The 18,208-nt window shown below is 62.5% G+C and carries 16 protein-coding genes; 3 read left to right on the forward strand and 13 right to left on the reverse strand.

The window, feature by feature from the left end; all coding sequences use genetic code 11:
• Positions 1-24 precede the first annotated feature (24 nt).
• Entirely contained in the window at positions 25-1,482 is a 1,458-nt protein-coding gene (locus KHO30_RS18720; RefSeq protein ID WP_093632284.1) for an HDOD domain-containing protein, read from the forward strand.
• 127 nt (positions 1,483-1,609) lie between these two features.
• Here KHO30_RS18720 and KHO30_RS18725 read toward each other — a convergent pair whose 3' ends face one another.
• Positions 1,610-2,980 carry an EAL and HDOD domain-containing protein gene (locus KHO30_RS18725; protein WP_211701792.1) on the reverse strand — a complete coding sequence of 457 codons (1,371 nt, stop codon included), beginning with the start codon at positions 2,978-2,980 and terminating at the stop codon, positions 1,610-1,612.
• A gap of 266 nt (positions 2,981-3,246) precedes the next feature.
• On the opposite strand from KHO30_RS18725, the gene KHO30_RS18730 reads away from it, so the two are divergent.
• Positions 3,247-4,005 (forward strand): acetoacetate decarboxylase, encoded by a 759-nt coding sequence (locus tag KHO30_RS18730; RefSeq protein WP_200621525.1) that lies wholly within the window; start codon positions 3,247-3,249, stop codon positions 4,003-4,005.
• Between the two features lie 77 nt (positions 4,006-4,082).
• Here KHO30_RS18730 and KHO30_RS18735 read toward each other — a convergent pair whose 3' ends face one another.
• Positions 4,083-4,877, reverse strand: a complete 795-nt coding sequence (locus KHO30_RS18735; RefSeq protein ID WP_211701793.1) for an ABC transporter substrate-binding protein — start codon at positions 4,875-4,877, stop codon at positions 4,083-4,085.
• A 269-nt stretch (positions 4,878-5,146) separates the two neighbouring features.
• Positions 5,147-6,055, reverse strand: coding sequence for a LysR family transcriptional regulator (locus tag KHO30_RS18740; RefSeq protein ID WP_093632276.1), 909 nt, complete (start codon positions 6,053-6,055; stop codon positions 5,147-5,149).
• 126 nt (positions 6,056-6,181) lie between these two features.
• On the opposite strand from KHO30_RS18740, the gene gstA reads away from it, so the two are divergent.
• Positions 6,182-6,811 (forward strand): glutathione transferase GstA, encoded by a 630-nt coding sequence (gene gstA / locus KHO30_RS18745; protein WP_200654404.1) that lies wholly within the window; start codon positions 6,182-6,184, stop codon positions 6,809-6,811.
• A 61-nt stretch (positions 6,812-6,872) separates the two neighbouring features.
• Here gstA and astE read toward each other — a convergent pair whose 3' ends face one another.
• The 10 genes from astE to KHO30_RS18795 form a co-directional block, all read right to left on the reverse strand.
• Positions 6,873-7,937, reverse strand: coding sequence for a succinylglutamate desuccinylase (gene astE / locus KHO30_RS18750; protein ID WP_244864075.1), 1,065 nt, complete (start codon positions 7,935-7,937; stop codon positions 6,873-6,875).
• Complete coding sequence (astB, locus tag KHO30_RS18755; protein ID WP_211701794.1) at positions 7,921-9,261, reverse strand: N-succinylarginine dihydrolase; 1,341 nt, start codon at positions 9,259-9,261, stop codon at positions 7,921-7,923. The genes astE and astB overlap by 17 nt, the downstream gene beginning before the upstream one ends.
• Before the next feature lie 9 nt (positions 9,262-9,270).
• Positions 9,271-10,734 carry a succinylglutamate-semialdehyde dehydrogenase gene (gene astD / locus KHO30_RS18760; RefSeq protein ID WP_211701795.1) on the reverse strand — a complete coding sequence of 488 codons (1,464 nt, stop codon included), beginning with the start codon at positions 10,732-10,734 and terminating at the stop codon, positions 9,271-9,273.
• Between the two features lie 2 nt (positions 10,735-10,736).
• Positions 10,737-11,774, reverse strand: a complete 1,038-nt coding sequence (astA, locus tag KHO30_RS18765; protein ID WP_093632265.1) for an arginine N-succinyltransferase — start codon at positions 11,772-11,774, stop codon at positions 10,737-10,739.
• Complete coding sequence (gene aruF, locus KHO30_RS18770; RefSeq protein ID WP_200654408.1) at positions 11,771-12,829, reverse strand: arginine/ornithine succinyltransferase subunit alpha; 1,059 nt, start codon at positions 12,827-12,829, stop codon at positions 11,771-11,773. The genes astA and aruF overlap by 4 nt, the downstream gene beginning before the upstream one ends.
• A 55-nt stretch (positions 12,830-12,884) precedes the next feature.
• Positions 12,885-14,120, reverse strand: a complete 1,236-nt coding sequence (locus KHO30_RS18775) for an aspartate aminotransferase family protein (protein WP_211701796.1) — start codon at positions 14,118-14,120, stop codon at positions 12,885-12,887.
• A gap of 172 nt (positions 14,121-14,292) precedes the next feature.
• Positions 14,293-15,342, reverse strand: a complete 1,050-nt coding sequence (locus KHO30_RS18780) for a GlxA family transcriptional regulator (RefSeq protein WP_211701797.1) — start codon at positions 15,340-15,342, stop codon at positions 14,293-14,295.
• 37 nt (positions 15,343-15,379) lie between these two features.
• Entirely contained in the window at positions 15,380-16,171 is a 792-nt protein-coding gene (locus KHO30_RS18785; protein WP_054043063.1) for an ABC transporter ATP-binding protein, read from the reverse strand.
• A gap of 79 nt (positions 16,172-16,250) precedes the next feature.
• Entirely contained in the window at positions 16,251-16,964 is a 714-nt protein-coding gene (locus KHO30_RS18790) for an ABC transporter permease (protein ID WP_054043065.1), read from the reverse strand.
• Between the two features lie 4 nt (positions 16,965-16,968).
• Positions 16,969-17,658 carry an ABC transporter permease gene (locus KHO30_RS18795; RefSeq protein ID WP_063497873.1) on the reverse strand — a complete coding sequence of 230 codons (690 nt, stop codon included), beginning with the start codon at positions 17,656-17,658 and terminating at the stop codon, positions 16,969-16,971.
• Positions 17,659-18,208 lie beyond the last annotated feature (550 nt).

Consider the following 18,208-nt stretch of genomic DNA (forward strand, 5'->3'; position numbering starts at 1 on the left):
ATGTATGGCTTTGGCGGGACTCACATGGTAAAGGCGGCGGTGCTCGACCGGCTCTGGACGCGAATGAGCGAGCGCGGCGATTTCCCCATGCTGTCGCAGTCGTTGCGCACCACCATGGCGGCGATGAACAACGACGACCTCGACTTCACCGGCCTCGTGCAGGTCGTGTTGTCGGATTTCGCGTTGACGCAAAAAGTGCTGCGGCTGGCCAACTCGGCCATGTATATGGCGTTTGGCGGCAACATCACCACCGTGTCGCGCGCACTGATGGTGCTCGGCATGGACGCAGTCGGCCATCTGGTGGTCGGCCTGAAAATCGTCGATCACTTTCATCACAGCGCGCCGCGCCGCATCGACGCGAAACTCGAATTGAACCGCACGCTGCTGTCAGGCTGCGTCGCCCGCAAGCTCACTGAGCGCGGCGATCTGCGCGCCGGCGAGGAAGCCGTGGTCTGCACGCTGATGCGGCAGATCGGCAAGCTGCTGGTGGTGTTCTATCTCGACGCCGAGTGGGATCAGATCCGCCGCCATATCGACGACGGCGCTCTCGAAGCCGATGCCTGCGTGCTGGTGCTCGGCGTCACGTTCGACGAAATCGGCGCCGAAGCCGCGGTCCGCTGGCGCCTGCCGGACATGATCCGCTCCGGCATGGGCGAGTTCGATCCGCTGGACGTCGAGCAGCCGCGCCAGGTGCAGTGGCTGCGCGCCATCACCAACTATTCGACGGCGGTCGCCGACGTGCTGACCCAGCAGAACATGCCGGACTGGGAGCGCGAAGAACGCATCGCAGAACTGGCGCAGGAATACAGCCACGCACTGAATACCGATCCGGACGTGCTGCAAGGAATGAGCATCGCGCTCGCCCGTGAAGAGGGCGGCGACGGCGTGATGCGCGAGATCGTGGAATTGCGCGCCAACGCGGACGCAATCGCGCGCGAGGCACTCAATCCGGAAGCGCGTATCGCGGCAGGGGTGGGCGATCTGCGCGGCCTGCCCGACGGCAGCGCGCTCGCGCCGGCCCTTGCGCTGGCCGCGGAAACCGTGCTGGCGGCGCTCGGCTTTGCGCGCACGGTGGTGTTCGTCAAGCACAGCAACGGCACCTTCAAGGCGCGCCTCGGACTCGGTCCGAAGATCGACGCGGCGTTGCCGAAGCTGTCGTTCAACACCGCCTTCGAACCCGACGTGTTTCATCTCGCGATCGCGAACTCGGTCGGCATTTTCATCGAGAACGCACGTGACCCGAAGATGGTCGCGCGGCTACCGGAGTGGTTCCGCCGTTCGTTCGACGATGCCCGCGCCTTCGTGCTGCTGCCGGTAGTCGACGACACCGATCAGACGGTGGCGCTGCTATATGGCGACTGGTCTCATACGCAGGAGCCACGCCGAATATCCCAGAAGGAAATGAGCGCGTTGAATGAGTTAGCCAAGGAGTTAGGACGTTTTTTTGGCCTGGGGCAGATGCAGGCAATGGAGATGATGTGAAGACGTGGCGTGATCGTTGATCACGGTGCTTCACTCTCACCTGTTTTGTGTTTGCCCTAAATCGAGAATCGCAGATGTGCAAAGGCCGGCACGCGCAGCATGCCGGCCTTTGATTCAACCCTCCCCCTCAATCCTCAATCCGCTCCAACCCCTCCGCACTCCGATCCGCAACGCCGGCCCACGCCCCCGCCGCCAACCCCAGCAGCGCGATCTCTTCCACCGTCAACGGCTGCAAGCGCGCGCACAAGGCATCGAGTTCATCCCACGCCCCGCGCTCAAGCTCTTCGACCGCGGTCAGCAACAACCCCAACACGCCTTGCCGATGCAGAATCCCCGCCTGAATCGGCCGCGATAGCGTCAGCACATTCAGCGTGCTTTCGAGCGAGCCGCCGAACACCGCATCGACAAACGAAAACACGCCAGTCAGAAACGCCGCATCGGCTTCGTCACGCCCCGCTTCGGGCAAACGCTCGATCGCCAGTTCCATGAAGCGCGCCCGCGTCGCCGCGAGTTGCAGCAGGGGATCGTCCTCTAGCGCAACCTTGCGGCCGTCCGCGTACAACAGCAATTGCGTCCAGCGCGCAATCCGGTTCGTGCCGGTCGCATTGATCGCTTCGCGCAGCGTCGTGACCTTGTGGCCGACAGCCAAGCCGCTCGAATTCGCGAGCTTCATCAGATGCATGACCAGCACCGGATTCAGCTTGAGTTCGGCTTCGAGTTGCGCGACGGTCGGGTCGCCCGACAGCAGTTGCAGCAGATTCAGCAATGCATGCCGCGGCGCGCTGACACGCCGCGTCGTCGAGGTCTGCGCACGCGCGAAGAAGTAGCCCTGGAAGCGGTCGAAACCGAGACCATGCGCCTCTTCGAAATCGCTCTGTGCATCGAGACCCAGCGCGATCAGCAGCTTGCCCGCGGACTTGAGCACGCTCGTCAATTTGGGCAACAGCGCTTTCGACGCCCGTGTGAAATCGATCTTGACGACTTCCGCGTAGGGCAGCAGCTTCGCAAACGTTTCATCGGGCTGCGTCACTTCGTCGAGTACGAAGCGATAGCGCCGGCCGTGCAATTGAACGATGCGCTCAATCAGCGCATCGTCGACCAGGATCGACGGCGACAATTCGAACATGAAGCGGTCAGTGGGCAGATGCTGGATCGAATCGTCGAACAGCATCTCGCGGCTTACGTCGACGTAAGCGGGATGCCCGGTGAGCGCACCGCGCACATTGCCCTGCATCAAACCGCGAATCACGGCTCGCGCGACGAGTTGCGCCGGATCGGGCGCGCGGCCCGGCAACGCATCCGCAGCCGGATCGCCAGGCGATGCTGCGCCCGCTTCGGAGTCGGCGCCCACCGGCAACTCCGGCACGCGCACCTTGATCTCATAGCCGCATAGCATGCCGTCCCGATTCAGAATCGGCTGGCGCGCGAAGCTGGCATTCAGTTGCGCATCGTCCGCAGCCCCCGTATGGCTGGGATTCTCGATTGCGATGGTGGTCATTCTGGTCCCCCGCTAAGCGCCGCCCGGGCGCTTCCTGCTGTATTTTGGTTTTTGCTGCACCAATCGCGCCCATCCAGGCCCCGAGACCCTTTGCGCGTGCGGTGTGCCTGCCGATTTTAGCGCAGGCCGATGCGCCCGGACATGTCAGCGCCGCAATATCTTGAAATAATTGGCAACCAGTCTGGCTGAAGAGAAGGAAAGAATCGACGATACTCTTGTGCAGTGCAAAAGCGTTCCACCACAGCCTTTAACCACCAAGGAAAATCATGGACGTCAAAAGCGTGCTGTCAAATGCCTTCGCGATGCCGATCACGAGCCCGGCGTTTCCGATGGGTCCGTATCGTTTCGTCGACCGGGAATTTCTGATCATCACTTACCGCACCGATCCGGACAAACTGCGCGCCGTGGTGCCCGAGCCGCTGCAGATCGGCGAGCCGCTCGTCCATTACGAATTTATTCGCATGCCGGATTCGACCGGCTTCGGCGACTACACGGAAAGCGGTCAGGTGATCCCGGTGTCGTACAACGGCGTGGCAGGTGGTTACACGCTGGCGATGTATCTGGACGATCATCCGCCGATCGCCGGCGGCCGCGAATTGTGGGGCTTTCCGAAGAAGCTCGCCTCGCCGGTGCTGGAAGTCCATACCGACACACTCCTCGGCACACTCGATTACGGCCCCGTGCGCATCGCCACCGGCACGATGGGCTACAAGCATCGGCAACTGGATCTCGCGCAGCAGCAGAAGCGTCTGGAGACGCCGAACTTCCTGCTGAAAGTCATTCCGCACGTGGACGGCACACCGCGCATTTGCGAACTGGTGCGCTACTACCTGCAAGACATCACCCTCAAAGGTGCATGGACGGGTCCCGCTTCGCTCGAACTGGCACACCATGCTCTGGCGCCGGTCGCGGAATTGCCGGTGCTCGAAATCGTCGAGGCGCGGCATCTGATTGCCGATCTGACGCTAGGACTCGGTGAAGTGGTGTTCGACTATCTCGAGCAGCCTGAAGCGAACGTTCGCTGACAGCCTCAAAAGACAACCGGCCGCATCAAGCGGCCGGTTGCTTCAAGCAAAACCATTCAGGCAAAACACCCAACGCCTTACTTCAACACAACCTTCACGTCGAAGTACTTCGCGGCGAAGCGGTCGATCGTGCCGTCGGCCTTCAGTTCCTTGAGCGCCTGGTTCACCGCGTCCTTCAACGCCTTGTCGCCCTTGCGCAGGCCAAAGCCCACGCCCGCGCCGAGCAGCTTCTCATCGCTGACTGCCGGGCCCGCGAAGTCGAAGCCTGCGCCTTGCGGCTTCTTCAGAAAGCCCTTCGAAGCCGCTTCCGCGTCCTGGAACGCGGCGTCAAGACGGCCCGATGCGAGGTCGGCGTAGATCTGGTCCTGCGTCTGATACGGCACGACGTCGACGCCAGCCGGCGCCCAGCGCGCCTTCGCATACGTTTCCTGAATCGTGCCTTGCAGCACGCCGACGTGCTTACCCTTGAGCGAGGCCGGCGTAGGCAGCAGACCGCTGCCCTTCTTCGCGATCATCTGATTCGGGATCGTGTAGATCGGATCGGTGAAGTCGATGGCCTGGCGGCGCTGTTCCGTGATCGTCATGTCCGAGTTGATCGCGTTGAACTTGCGCGCTTCAAGCGCCGGAATCAGGCCGTCGAACGAATTCTCGACCCACACGCATTTCGCCTTCAGCTTTGCACACACAGCATTGCCGATGTCGATATCGAAACCTTGCAGCTCGCCCGACGGCGACTTTGATTCGAACGGCGCATACGACGCCTCGACACCGAAGCGCACTTCCTTGATATCCGCTGCCGACGCGGACCCTGCCGCTACCGTTGCCGTCGCGAACAGCGCGAGCGCAGCCATGTTTCGCCAATTCATCTTCATTACGGGTGTTCCTCTACGGTATTGAATAAGACGGAGCCGAATCCGGGCGAGCATGATTGCCGCGCCAAAAATGCGATTCAAACTCGTGCGGCCAGTGTGGTGCAGCGCAACAGCCGCGAGGGCGGGATTGTACAGGCTTCGAATCGCGGTCCTGCAGGCGGCCCTGTGGGCGCCCCTTTGCCAAGCTCGTTTGCCGAACCAGGTAACGCGCGCTTAAAGGTGCAACTTCGTGTCGCGCTCACGCAAGCCGGCACGCTGTGTGATGCACGTCAGACCGCGCCGTCGCCGGCTGCGAAATCGCTGCCGAGCCGCTGCGACAGATGCGTGTAGACCGCCGCGACATGCGGCAGATGACGCGACTCGGGATGCGCCAGCACCCACACCTGCGATTCCGCTTCGTCGAGCGGCGGGGTCAGTTGCACGAGATCGTCGCGCTCACGCGCGAGGAAGGTGGGAAAGATGCCGACGCCGAAACCGCGCACCACCAGTTCGAACACCGCCATCACGCTATTGGTCTTGTAGCGTGGCTCGACCGTCGGACAATGGCGCTTGCGCCACAGAACCGAAGGATGATCGCCGAGCGAACTGTCCGGCGCCGCCCAATCGCAGCGCGACAACGCATCGGCGTCGCTCGCCCGGATACCGCTCGCCTTCGCGGCAAACACGGCGATACGCAGCGGGCCTACATGCTTGCCGACCAGATGATCCGGCGCGCGGCGCGTAGCGCGCACGGCAATATCAGCGTCGCGTTTGGTCAGGCTCGCGAGACTATTGGTGGCAGTCAATTCGAACGACAGCGCCGGATGCAGCGCCGCGAAATCATGCAGCGCGGGCAGCAGGAGACCGTAGAGCACGGTATCGGTGGTCGTCACGTGAACCGCGCCGCTGACGCGGTCACTGCTCGCCTGCACGGTCGAGCGCGCGGCCGCCAGCTCGCTTTCGATCCGCTCGGCGTGACGCGCCAGTTGCGCACCGAGCGGCGTCGCGCGATAACCGCTGCGCGAACGCTCGAACAGACGCTGCCCGAGCCCGCGTTCGATCCGCTGCACCGAGCGAAAAATCGTCGAGGCATCGATCCCCAGACGCTGCGCGGCCTCGGCCAGCGTGCCGGCGCGCACCAGCGCAAGAATGGTCTGGGTATCCGCCGAAGTCAGTTCGTATTGCGTTTTTGCACGCATGGTTTGGCAAGCCGCCTGTTTATTCTGAACGCGATCCGGGCTACTTTTACCACATCGACTTGTCGGCCGACGAGCCTTGCCACCGGCACCTGCCGGGACTTCACTCTCGTTTATAGCGGTGACACCATGAAACTCTATTACTCACCGGGCGCCTGCTCGCTGGCCGTTCACATTGCATTGCGCGAAGCCGGACTCGACTTCGACACCATCAAGGTCAATTTGCAAACGCACAAGCTCGCCAATGGCGACGACTACTACGCGATCTCGCCGCGCGGCTATGTGCCACTCGTCGAATTCGACGACGGCTCGCGCCATACCGAGGGCGCTGCGCTGTTGCAATACATCGCCGATCTTGCGCCGGAGCGCGCGCTGCTACCGCCCGCTGGAACGCCGCAACGGTTCGAAGCGGTCGCATGGCTCACCTATATCAGCACGGAATTGCACAAGACCTTCAGCCCATGGCTCTGGCATCAGGAGACAGCCGAATCGACGAAGCTCGAATGCCGCGTGAAACTCGCTACACGCTTTAACGAACTCGAGGGTGTACTCACGTCACGCGACTATCTCACGGGACAATACTCTGTCGCCGATGCGTACGCATTCACGGTGTTGAGCTGGGCCAGGATGCTGTCGGTGGATCTAGGCCCGTATCCGCAGCTCAGCGCGTATCTGGCCCGCGTGGCAGCGCGGCCGAAGGTACGTGAGGCGATGGTGGCGGAAGGACTGGTCAGGGAGACCACGACGCAGGCCGCGTAAGCGGTCTGGGATGAGACGTTGCGCGCAAAGGCGCGCAACGTTCTGCTCTGCAACGATGCGTCTAAACGAGACCGGACAGCGTGTCCTGCGTCGTCTCGACCACCAGCAAACCCGCGCGCAAACCGGGCTTGACCGTTGCGTTCGGAAACACGAGACGTTCCTCATCGTGACGCACGGTGTAGCGATAATCGCCGTCGCGTGCGAGCACGGTGTCTTTCACGAAGGGCGTGAAATTCGGCACGTCCGCGGCCACCAGCAATTCGAATGCCTCGCTCTGCTTGGTGAGCTGGTCGATCACGGTGAACACGCGCGGCATTGCCGCGGGCGCGTTGCCGTTCTTTGTGCCGGCCAGCAGATGACGCACCGCTTCGTCCGCACCGGCGAAACGCGTCAGATCGTTCTGTCCGAAGGGGCGCACCTTGCCGAGTTCGAGCGTGCACGCTTCGGCGCCACATGCATGCGCGGTGAAGTGCGAATAGGTGTTGCCCTTAGTCGTATGAAGCAGGACGGCGCTGATGCGCGCTTCGCCGAGCCACTCGAACATGGCGCGCGAAAACGGCTTGCCGGTGTGCGGCAACAAGGCGAATTGCTCGAAAGCCGAGGGGCGGATCGCCGTATGCATGTCGACGTGCCAACGGGCGCCCGGCTCCTGCGACGCCGCGGCAAAGAACTGCGTTGCCGCACGCTCCAACGCCGCCGCGCGCGGCGCTTCGTGGCTGTGCGGCACCTGCTCGTGACGTCCGCTGAAGAGGCGGTTCAGATCGTCGTCACGATAGCGGCACGCGTCGCGCATGGCGTCGACGTTGCCGAGAATCACCAGCAGGCGACACGACAGCGCGGCATCGCCTCGTGCGATATCGCGCACGAGATACGACAGCAGTTCAATTGGCGCGGTTTCATCGCCATGCACGCCGGCAGAGACGAGCACACTGCGGATGCCTTCATTCCGCACCGCGGGCTCCATGAGCAGCACGCCGTCGTCGAGCCATGACCAGCGCACGGCGTTGGCATTGTTGCCGCACGCACCCTGCGTTTCCTGCGCGCCAGGCCGCGTTCCCGCCAACGTGTAGGCGAGGAAATCGTCGAGCATCGAAACCGGCATGCCGTGCTCAGCGCTGGAAGTCATACAGCGAACCCAGGCCGAGAATCTGCGTCAGTTCATCGAGCGCGGTGCGCGACTCGGCGAGCAGTTGCGGATCGGTCAGATCAGACGGTGCAAGACGATCGCGATAGTGCTTTTCGATCCACGTATCGAGGCGGCCGAACAGCTTGTCGTTGATCCACACGCCAGACGTCACTGCCGCGCGCTCCGCATCGTTCAGCACCACGCGCAGCCGCAAACATGCCGGGCCGCCGCCGTTCTTCATGCTTTCGCGCAGATCGAACACGAGCACGTCATCGATCGGACCGGTGTGCGAGGTCAGATCGTCCAGATAGGCGCCCACGCGCTCGTTCTCGCGGCATTCCTGCGGCACCACCAGAACCTGCTTGCCGTCCGGGCGCGTCAGCAACTGGCTGTTGAACAGATACGACGTGACCGCGTCGGACACGCTCACTTGCGCGTCGGGCACTTCGATCACGTTGAACTCCGCCTTCAGCCCGGAGAGCTTCGTGCGCAGTTCGTCGTACACCGCCTTCTGTTCGACGAACGCGAGTTGGTGGCAAAACAGCGTATTGCGGTTGCCGACCGCGATCACGTCGTTATGGAACACGCCCGCGTCGATCACGTCGGGGTTTTGCTGTGCGTACACCGTGGCCGCTTCTGCCAGGCCGTGACGATGCGCGACCGCGCGGCTCGCCTCGAAGGTCTGACGTGCGGGAAAACGCTTCGGCTCCGGTCCACGGCGATATTCGCTGCGGCCATACACGAAGAATTCGACGCCATGTGTGCCGTATTCCGAGCAGAAACGCGTGTGATTCGCCGCGCCTTCGTCGCCGAGTGCCGGCGTGCCGGGCAGCGCTTCATGCACCGCGAAACGATCGGCGTCGCTGAAAATCGCACGCAAGGTACGGCGCGTCGATTCATGTTCGATCGCACGATGCAGCTTGCTGCACAAGTTGGCCGGCGTGAAGTGCACACGGCCGTCGTGCGTGTCGGCTGAGGGACTCACCGTCGCCGCATTCGCGGTCCACATCGCCGAAGCCGAACTTGCGGCGGCCAGCAACTCGGGCGCGTCCTTGGCCACGCGCGCGATCACCGTCGCGTCGTCGCCCGAAAAACCGAGTTCACGCAACAGACGCATCGAGGGACGTTCCTGCGGCGGCAACACACCTTGATGAAAGCCGAGATCGGCCAACTGCTTCATCTTGCGCAGGCCCTGCTTGGCAGCGGCCTTCGGATTTGCGACCGACTTCTCGTTGTTCTGCGACGCAACGTTGCCGAACGAGAGCCCGGCGTAATTGTGGGTCGGGCCGACGAGACCGTCGAAATTGGCTTCAGTGGCTTGCATCGTCGATCCTTAGAATTGAAGGCCCGGCGAAACGCTCGCGGGCATTTGCAGTTGCGCGCTTTCGACGGACGCCATCGGGTACGCGCAGTAGTCGGCAGCATAGAACGCGCTCGGCCGGTGATTGCCCGAACGTCCCGGACCGCCGAACGGCGCGCCCGACGACGCACCGTTGGTCGGCCGGTTCCAGTTGACGATACCCGCGCGAATGGTGCGCTGGAAATGCGTCCACAGGGCTTCGTCGTCGGCGAGCAGGCCGGCGGAAAGACCGAACTCGGTATCGTTGGCTTTTTCCAAAGCTTCGTCGAACGTGCTGTAGCGAATGATCTGTGCCAACGGTCCGAAATGCTCTTCGTCCGGCAGATCCTTCACGGCGGTCACGTCGAGAATCGCGGGCGTGACAAAGCCGAGTTTCGGATCGCGCTGCTCCATTTTCAGCAGTGCTTTCGCGCCGTCGGCCAGGAGACGCTCCTGGGCCGCGACCAGACGCGATGCCGCACGCGCGGAAATCACCGCGCCCATGAACGGCTGCGGATCGGCGTTGTATTCGCCGACGCTGATGCGCGACGTCACTTCCGTCAGGCGCGCTACAAAGCGGTCACCGAACGCGTCGTTCGGTACGAAGATACGGCGCGCGCATGTGCAACGCTGCCCTGCCGACAGAAACGCCGATTGAATCGTGTGATGCACGGCCGCGTCGACATCCGCCACCGGTCCGATCACGAGCGGATTGTTGCCGCCCATCTCCAGCGCCAGCACGATCTCCGGACGGCCACCGAATTGCTTGTGCAGCAACGTTCCGGTATCCGAACTACCCGTGAAGAACAAGCCGTCGATCTGCCGATGGTTGGCGAGCGCAATGCCCGTCTCTTTTTCGCCTTGCACAAGGTTCAACACGCCGGCGGGCAATCCCGCATCGCGCCAGATCTGCACCGTGAGTGCCGCCACGCCCGGCGCGAGTTCCGACGGCTTGAACACCACCGCGTTACCCGCGATCAATGCCGGCACGATATGCCCGTTCGGCAGGTGCCCCGGGAAGTTATACGGCCCGAACACCGCCACCACACCATGCGGACGATGCCGAAGCACGGCGGTGCCGTCAGCCATCGGCGAACGCTTTTCACCGGTGCGCTCGTTATACGACTGAATCGAAATCTCGACCTTCGCCGCCATCGAAGCGGCTTCAGTGCGCGCTTCCCACAGCGGTTTGCCGGTCTCGCGGCCAATCGCTTCGGCAAGCGCTTCCTTGCGTTCCGTCACGAGCGCGGCGAAGCGGCGCACCACGCCGCAACGTTCGTCGAGGCTCAAGGCCGACCACGCCGCGAACGCACGGCGCGCGCTGCGCACTGCACGATCGACGTCGTCCGCCGATGCGCTATTGCCTTCCCACACCGTCGCGCCGGTACCCGGGTTGCGCGACGCGAATGCGGGTCCTGTGCCGGCGGCCCATTCGCCGTCGATGAAAAGCTCGCTCATGATCATCCTTGTTTGTGTTTCAGCGGCAGGACCCGAACCGGGTCGCCTGCCTTGACGTCGAGTGCGGCCGCCTCGGCGGCGCTCATACGGAACACGCCGTCTTGCGGCACGCCCGCGGCCACGCCCACGCGAAAATCGCCCAACGACGTATTCGATACCATCGAACGCGGTGCATCCTGCGGCGCGCCCGCCGGCACGTCGGCGATCTCGACCGGCACCACCACGCTTTCGCGCACCGTGCGCAAGTCGGCGATATGGCATTCGAGCACCGGGCCCGCATCGAAGATATCGACGTGATTCTCGTAGCGCAGCCCTTCCGATTCGAGCATGCGGCGCGCCGGAATCGTGTCGTTATGCGTGAGGCCGACGCATTCCTGCGCCTCTTCCGGCAACAGCTCGACATACACCGGATAACGCGGCATCAGCTCGGCGAGAAACGCCTTGCGGCCGTGCGAGCTCAGATAGTCCGCCGCGTTGAAATCGATCTGGTAGAAATGCGAGCCGACCGCACGCCAGAACGGCGAGGTGCCTTCCGCATCGAAATGGCCACGCAATTCCGCGCACAAACGCTGCGGAAAGCGCTCGCGAAACTGCGCGAGAAACATGAAGCGCGAACGCGACAGCAAACCACCGACGCCGCTCGTGCGGTAACGCGGGCTCAGGAACAGCGAACACACTTCGGCGTAACCCGTCAGGTCATGCGAAATGTTCAGCGCGCGCATGCGCGTCCAGATTCCGAGGTCCTGGCTCGCGTGCACCACCGTGCTCACGCGATAGTTGTAGAACGGTTGCTGCAGGCCGACTGACGTTTCGATGCCGCATACGCCGGCCACGTCGCCGGTGTCGGTGTCTTCCATCACGAAGAAGTAACCGGCTTCGTGCGGCTCGGCCTTGTCTTCCGTCGTGCGGCGGGCACGCTCAACGCGCGCCGCCAATGCATCGCGATCCGGCTTGAAAGTGGTGAGACCGGGACCGGTCTCCTGCGCGAGCCGCATGAGCGCGTCCACATCGCCTCGTTGCACAACACGAACGACGATCATCGTGCGTCTCCCGTCAATTCTTCCTGATGCGGCTGATGCAGCGGCACGCAGCGTACTGCGTCGCCCTCCTGCACGCCGAGTGCGGCGCGCGCCGCATGCGACAACGACGCGCCGGTCGCCTTTTCGCCCGACAAGGTATCGAGCACGCAGCGGAACTCACCACCTGCACCGTTATGCGCGATCAGATAGGTCGAGCCCTCGGCAGCCGCGCCGGCTTCGCGCACCACACGTGTTTCATTACGCGTCACGCAGGCGCTGCGATCCACCTGCGCAGTCAACACCGGGCCTGCGTCGAAAATGTCGATAAAGCGATCCGTCTCGAAGCCTTCTTCGAGGTGAATGTCATACGCGAGCAGCGCCTTCGAATCCGGCTCGCCGAGTACCCGCTGCGCCGCTTCCGGCAGCAAGGGCACATAGATCGGATAGGTCGGCATCACTTCGGCGATAAAGGTACGGCTGCGGCCGCCCGATTCAATCTCGATGTCGGCGAAATTGCGGCCGAAGAACTTGCGCCCCACCGCTTCCCAGAACGGCGACACACCTGAGTCGTCGGTCACGCCGAGCAGCAGCGAGAACACTTCCGGCGTGAAGCGCTTGCGATTGGCGGCGATATACATCATCCGCGCGCGCGACATCAGATGCGCGGCCGCATCGCCACGCAGCGACGGGTCGATATAGAAGCCCGCCAGCCGGCTCTTGCCCGTCAACTCATGCGACATGGTCAGCGCGTGAATCTTGCGATTCACGTGCAACTCACGCGACGCATGAATCAGCGCGTCGTTGCGAAACGCGTAGAACGGGTCCGAGTAACCAGCTGCGGCGACGATGCTCGCCGTGCCCATCAGCTTGCCGCTCTGTGCATCCTCGAGCACGAACAGATAGAACTCCTCGCCCGGAAAATCCACATCCGCGCGAAACGAGTCTTCCGACAACGCGACGCGCGCTTCGAGCGCGCCCCGATCGTGCGGCAGCGAATGCAGCACCGGTTGCGCGGTGCGCGCCATATGTTCGAGCGCATCGAGATCGGCGAGGCGGCCGGGGCGTACGAAGAGCATCATCGTTCCTGTTGAATGTGACGCATGATTCAGTGCTTTAGCTCGCTGCCGTGGTTCACTTCGACGCGGCTTCGGTCTTTGCGCCGACGATCTCTTCGATCGCCTTCGCCAGACGCGCAAAGCCTTCATACATATCGTCGAGCGGCATGATCAGCGACGGCACGAAACGCAGCACGTCCGGACCCGCCATCAGCATGATTACGCCATGTTGACCCGCAGCAGTGACGAAATCTTTCGCGCGACCCTTGAACGCATCGGTCAACTCAGCACCGATCAACAGACCCTTGCCGCGCACTTCCTTGAACAGACCAAAGCGTTCGTTCAGCTTCGCGAGTTGGCCCTTCAATGCTTCGCCGCGGGTACGCACGCCTTCGAGCACCTTCGGGTCGCTGATCAGTTCGACCACCTTCTCCGCGATCGCCGCGCCCAGCGGATTGCCGCCGTAAGTCGTGCCATGCACGCCGACCTTGAAGTGCGCGGCCAGTTCGTTGGTGGTCAGCATCGCGCCGATCGGGAAACCGTTGCCGAGCGCCTTCGCGGTGGTCAGGATGTCCGGCGTCACGCCGGTGTCCTGATACGCGTAGAAATAGCCGCTGCGGCCCACACCCGTTTGTACCTCGTCAAAAATCAGCAGTGCGCAGTGCTCATCGCAGGCTTCGCGCAGCGCCTTCAGGAATGCCGGATCGGCGGGGATCACGCCGCCCTCGCCCTGGATCGGCTCGACGATCACCGCACACGTCTTCGCGCCGATCGCTTTCTTCGCCGCTTCGATATCGTTGTAAGGCAGATGGATGATGCCGGCCGGCACCGGGCCGAAGCCTTCCGAATACTTCGGCTGGCCACCGACGCTCACAGTAAAGAACGTACGGCCATGGAACGACTGCGTGAACGAGATGATTTCGACCTTATCGGCGCCATGGCGCTCGAACGCGACGCGGCGCGCCAGCTTCAGCGCAGCTTCGTTCGCTTCCGCGCCCGAGTTGGCGAAGAACGCACGGTCGGCGAAGGTCAGTTCTTCGAGACGTTTGGCAAGACGCAGCACCGGTTCATTGGTGTAGCCGTTACCGATGTGCCACAGCTTGCCGCCCTGGTCGTGCAGGACTTTCAGCAGTTCAGGATGGGCATGACCGAGCGCGGTGACGGCGATACCGCCGGCGAAGTCGATATAGTCGCGGCCTTGCGTATCCCAGACGCGTGAGCCGAGACCGCGATCCGGCACGAAGGCGGCGGGCGAAAACACCGGCACCATCACTTCGTCGAAGGTCTGGCGTGTCACAGTCAGGTCGTTCATGGCGAATCCTCGTTACAGGTGAGAGGTAGTACACGTAGTGTAGGAAACTGCGCGCGTTAAGTCTTGCGCATACGCGACGCTTTCTATGAGCTTCCGGCGGATATGTCGCGTGCAGCTTGCAGACTGCGCGCTTTCCGGCCGCTTATTCCTGGTTATTCCTGGTTATTCCTGGTTATTCCGCCCGGTCGGGCCGTTCGATCAACGCGGCCGGGCGCGGCTCGCTGGCCGCGGCGCCGGTCGCACCGGTCTGCTTGTCGATCCAGTTGCGACGATCCTCGCGTGGTGTGACACCAAAGCGTTCGCGGTAAGCATTCGAAAAGTGCGCCGCCGACGAAAACCCGCAAGCAAGGCTGATCTGCACCACCGATTTGCTGGTGCGTTGCAATTGCGTGCGCGCTTTCGAAAGCCGCAGCCCCAGATAGTATTTGGACGGCATCGAGCCGAGATACTGACGAAACAGGCGCTCCAGCTGACGCCGCGAGACACCGACGAGACCGGCGATTTCATCGGTGGTCAGCGGGTCTTCGATATTCGCTTCCATCAGCATGAGCGCATCGTTCAGACGTGGATGACGCTCGCCCGGTGCGGTCACGAACGGAATGCGCTGACGCTCTTCGCCCGCGCGCAATACACCGACGCCGAGCGTATCGGCAATCCGGTCCGCCAATTCGGGCCCGTGATCGCGGCCGATCATCGCCAGCATGAAGTCGACGGTCGCCTGACCGCCCGCGCAGGTTGCGCGATCGCGGTCGATTTCGAAAATCTGTTGGGTAACGATCGAGCGCTCGAACTGCTCGGAGAACTGCTGATAGGTTTCCCAGTTGACGCTCACGCGATAGCCGGACAACTGCCCCGCCATCGCCAGCCACCAGACGCCATGATGAATGCCGGTGACGAGCGGCGTGCGCTGCCCGACGCGCGACAGACTTGCCAGAAAGAGCCGATAGTCCGCGAATTGCTGGAACCGTTCGCTGACGATGATCAGCCAGTCGCACGAAATCGCATCGCCGAAGGCGGCATCGGCCGGCCATTGCGCGCCGCCCGACAAGGGCACCGCGCGGCCGTCCCACGAACACACCTGCACGCGGTACAGCGCCCGGCCGTCGATTTCGTTGGCGAGATTGAGCGCGTCGACGATCGGCCCGACGCCCGACATCGACACCGGCGGCAAGGCGACGATGGCAACCTGCGTGGTGCGAGCCGGGTTAGACGTGCGAGCCATCACTTGTCAGTAAAACGCGGAATGCGCGAGCCGCGCGTTACTTCAGGCTGCCGGACAGGAACTGCTTGAGCCGTTCGCTACGCGGCGTGGTCAGCACTTCAGCGGGCAAGCCCTCTTCTTCGGTGCGGCCCTGGTGCAGGAACATCACATGGTTCGACACGTTGCGCGCGAAACCCATTTCGTGCGTCACGACGATCATCGTGCGGCCTTCTTCGGCAAGCTTCTGCATTACCTTCAGCACTTCGCCGACCAGTTCGGGATCGAGCGCGGACGTGGGTTCGTCGAACAGCATGACGTCGGGGTTCATCGCCAGCGCACGCGCAATGGCGACCCGTTGCTGCTGACCGCCCGACAGATGCGACGGATACTGCTTTTCCAGACGCGGCGCGAGACCCACCTTCTCGAGATATTCGCGCGCCCGTTCTTCGGCTTCGCGACGCGACATGCCGAGCACATGAATCGGTGCTTCGACGATGTTCTCGATCACGTTCATGTGCGCCCACAAGTTGAAGTGCTGGAACACCATCGCCAGTTTCGTGCGGATGCGTTGCAGTTGCTTGTGATCGGCCACTTCCAGATTGCCGGCGCGGTCGGCTTTGGTCTTGACCATTTCGCCGTCGACGACGATCTGCCCCGCGTTCGGCCGCTCGAGAAAATTGATGCAGCGCAGGAAGGTGCTCTTGCCCGATCCGCTCGCGCCGATGATGCTGATGACGTCACCCTTGTTTGCGTTCAGCGACACGCCTTTGAGCACTTCGTTGTCGCCGTAGCGCTTGTGGATGTCCTGGACGGCGAGCTTGCAAGCTTCGGTTTGAGTCGTGTGGAGCAAGATGCTCTCCCTTTGAAAATACGGATCAATCTGCGTGACGGCGCGAACCTGCCGCGCCGCTCAATCGAAACATGCCTGCTCAGTGCGTGCGCACCGCCAGGTAACCCAGCCAGTGACGCTCCGCGCGACGGAACAAGGCCACCAGCCCAAACGACACCACCAGGTAGATCAGCGCCGCGAGGCCGAACGCATCGAACGACTGATACGTGGCGGAATTCGCATCGCGCGCCACCTTCAGGATGTCCGGCACCGTAGCCGTAAACGCGACCGTGGTGGCGTGCAGCATCAGGATCACTTCGTTACTGTACAACGGCAGCGCCCGGCGCAGCGCGGACGGTATCACAATGCGGCGGTACATCGTGAACCAGCTCATGCCGTAAGCACGGGCCGCTTCCACTTCGCCGTGCGAAGTCGAACGGATCGCGCCGGCGAAGATCTCGGTGGTATACGCGCAGGTGTTCAGTGCGAAAGCGAGAATCGCGCAGTGAAAACCGCTGCGGAAAAACGCGTCGAGCAACTGATGCGAGCGCACGAATTCGAGGCTGTACATGCCGGTGTAGATCAAGAGCAGTTGCACGTACAACGGCGTGCCGCGAAACACGTAAGTGTAGAGACGCACCGGCGTCGACAGCCAGCGCTTCTTCGATACGCGCGCCACCGCGAGCGGAATCGCCATGAAAAAGCCGATCCCGATCGACGCTACCAGCAGCCACAGCGTGACCGCCAGACCGGACATGCGCTGACCGTCCCAGTACAGGAACGCGCGCCAGAATTGATTGAGAATGTCGATCATGGTCTTAGAGCTCCGCGTGACGCACGCCGATGGAATAGCGCTTTTCCAGCCAGATCAGCACGAGATTCGACGCGGTGGTGATCGCCAGATAGATCAGCGCGGCGACCAGAATGAAGAAAAACATGTTGAAGGTGCTCTTGCCCGCGTCCTGGGCGGCTTTGACGACATCGGCGAGACCGATGATCGACACGAGCGCCGTGGCCTTGACCAGTACTTGCCAGTTATTGCCGATGCCCGGCAGCGCGAAGCGCATCATCTGCGGAAACAGGATGCGCGTGAATACTCGCGCGCCGCTCATGCCGTAGGCACTGCCCGCTTCGAGCTGGCCACGCGGCACAGCGAGAAACGCGCCGCGGAAGGTTTCGGTGAAATACGCCCCGTAGATGAAGCCGAGCGTCAGCACGCCGGCCACGAACGGATCGATATCGAACTGCGGGAGATTGAGCGCATCGGTGAGATTGTTTACCGCGATCTGGATGCTGTAGAACAGCAGTAGCATGAGCACGAGGTCGGGCACCGAGCGGATCAGCGTCGTATAGCCGGTTGCGATTGCCCTGAGCGGGCGGTTGAAGGAGAGTTTCGCCGCTGCGCCCGCGAGGCCGAGCAGCACGGAAGCTGCCAGCGACAGGACGGACAGCTCGATCGTCTGGATCGTGCCGGCTAGCAACACCGGACCAAAGCCGTAAAGGAACACGCGTGTCTCCATCCAGGTTTTATTGAGGATGTCATGGATGGAGGGGCGGGTTAGGCCTGCCCGACTCATCCGGCATGGCGCGCAGTCTCGCAAGCGGAAATTAATTTCTCAAAGAGGTGGGCGGGGTGTGCTGCGGTGCAGCAATGGGGTGTTTGCCGTGGCTGGGCGCTGGCAGGGCCTATCTCTGCGGGGGATATGGGTTTGTAAGGTGCGTGACTCGCTGTCGGCGCTGCCGCGATTTAGCAAGTTTTGGGTCGCTTTTTCGATATAGATTGGGGCCTGCGGCGCGTCTTGTTTGTCAGTGTTCTTGGGGCTTTGGCCTTTCCTTGTTCTCGCTTTCGTGCCTTTCCTTGTTCTGGCTTTCGTGCCTTTCCTTGCATTGTTAGTGGTCTATTAGCGTTGCCCCTGTGCGGGGCGGCACTGTAGTGGTCAAGCAATCCTGGACACCGGCAAAGGGTATTTTTAAAAAGTCGAAGCTTCGTACCGCGTCGGCGGCATCCTGTCTGTTGCCGAATGGATCCGACGGCAGTTGTAAAAGTCGTCAATATAG

The organism is Paraburkholderia aspalathi (assembly GCF_905220735.1).
Lineage (GTDB): Bacteria > Pseudomonadota > Gammaproteobacteria > Burkholderiales > Burkholderiaceae > Paraburkholderia > Paraburkholderia aspalathi.